Source organism: Bifidobacterium sp. (assembly GCF_051876855.1).
Lineage (GTDB): Bacteria > Actinomycetota > Actinomycetes > Actinomycetales > Bifidobacteriaceae > Bifidobacterium.
This window is the reverse complement of the sequence record NZ_JBJEIH010000057.1, coordinates 1-1,825: the sequence shown is the minus strand read 5'-3', so window position 1 is coordinate 1,825 and position 1,825 is coordinate 1. Positions and strand designations below refer to the sequence as shown.

Genomic DNA, 1,825 nt, shown 5'->3' with positions numbered 1-1,825 from the left:
CACAGGAAGGCCGTATCCCGCTGTCGTGCGACACCATAGTCGCACCACGGCGAGATACCGACCCAACCAGCAGCGTGATCGCAGGTATCCGCCCGTGGTGCGACACAACAGTCACACCACGGCAAGATAGCAACTGCTCCGGCACATCACAGAGAGGTATCTGATCCGCGATGCGACGCGGCAGTCGCACCGCGGCGAGATAGCGGCATAACCGGTACGGTGACCGCGGCACAGGAAGGCCGTATCCCGCTGTCGTGCGACACCATAGTCGCACCACGGCGAGATTACCGACCCAACCAACAGCGTGGCCACAGGTATCCGTCCGATGTGCGACAATCCGGTCACATCACACGCCGGTATCCCCCGATTCCCCAGCAATATCAAAGCAATTGCCCTGTGGTGCGACAATCCGGTCACAAGTCGTGTCACAGGGCAATTCATGTTCCGGACACAACGGCGGCACGGGGGGCATATCGCAAAGCTGGGAACCGGTGATATTCCGCGCGTTTCTTCACGTTTACAGCCCAATCTCCAGTACAATGGGGGGTATGGCCACTATGAAGGACATTGCAGCAAAGGCGCGCGTGTCAGTATCCACCGTCTCGCTAGTGATCAATCACCGCGACAAGGGTCATGTGAAACCTGAAATTGCGGAGAAAATCCGGCAAGTCGCGGACGAACTCGAGTACCATCCCGACGCGATGGCCCGTTCACTGCGTAGCGGCAGAACCCGAACCATCGCGTTCATCAGCGACCAGGTCGCCACCACTCCGCATGCGGGTGAAATCATCCATGGGGCCCAAGATGCGGCGAGACAATTGGGATACATGATGTTTATCATCGACGCCGACGGCGAGCGCAACATCGACAGCGATATCGGTCAGGCGCTCGGCTGGGGTGTGGACGGATATATCTATGCCAAGTTCGCCAACCGGTATGTTCATGTACCGCCGATGCTCGAAGATTCGCAGGTCGTCGTCGTCAATGCGCAGGAGCGTACCGCCATTCATCCTGGGATCGCGCCGGATGAAGTCGGCATCGGGCATGATGCCACGAAGTATCTGATCGATGCCGGATGTCGTCGTATCGCCTACATCGGCTGCGATGAGCCGGCAATCGCCCAGTTCGGGCGGCTTCAGGGGTATCGGCAGGCGCTTGAGGAGGCGGGCCTGCCGTTTGATGAAAGTCTGATCATCCGCGTCTCGTATGGACGTCCCGCGCTCGAAGCGGTGTGCGCATTGCTTGACCAGACGCACCCGGACGGCGTGTTCGCGTTCAACGATGCCCGGGCGGTGTACGTGTACGACTATGCGTTCAAGCACGGACTCACCATCGGCAGCGACCTGTCAGTGATTGGTGTGGACAATCACGAGGTCATCTGCGACACCACGGTACCTGCGCTGACCAGCGTGGAACTGCCTCATTACGAGATGGGGTTCTGGGGAGCTTGCAAGGTCATCTCCATGATCGAAGGCGGCGACCCGATTGCCGAACACCGCGCGACGCCCTCATACCATGCCGCCACCATCCCGACGGTCAGCGGCGACGAATGGCCGACGCTCATCCCCTGCGCGATCATTGCCAAGCAGTCGGTTGTCGGGGAAGTCTCATAGGGCTTGGTTTTCTAAGGGTCTTCGGTGATCGACGGAAATTTTTATTTCCGGGGCATGTTGTCGGGAATTCCCGGAACAAACGTGCGGGAAGTTATCGCATTGCGAACAGAGTTGACGCGAAGTCCCAGACCAGCGCGAGATGCGTGATATCGCATGGTCACCCGACCAATGGCAATCTCCAGATTCGGGCGAATTGACTGGGTATGGGAACG

The 1,825-nt window shown here is 58.9% G+C and carries 1 protein-coding gene; it reads left to right on the top strand.

Translation table 11 applies throughout. The features are described 5' to 3' along the window. The first annotated feature begins 548 nt into the window (after positions 1-548). On the top strand, positions 549-1,613 hold the full coding sequence (locus ACI38B_RS04185) for a LacI family DNA-binding transcriptional regulator (RefSeq protein ID WP_439729655.1): 1,065 nt from the start codon (positions 549-551) through the stop codon (positions 1,611-1,613). Positions 1,614-1,825 lie beyond the last annotated feature (212 nt).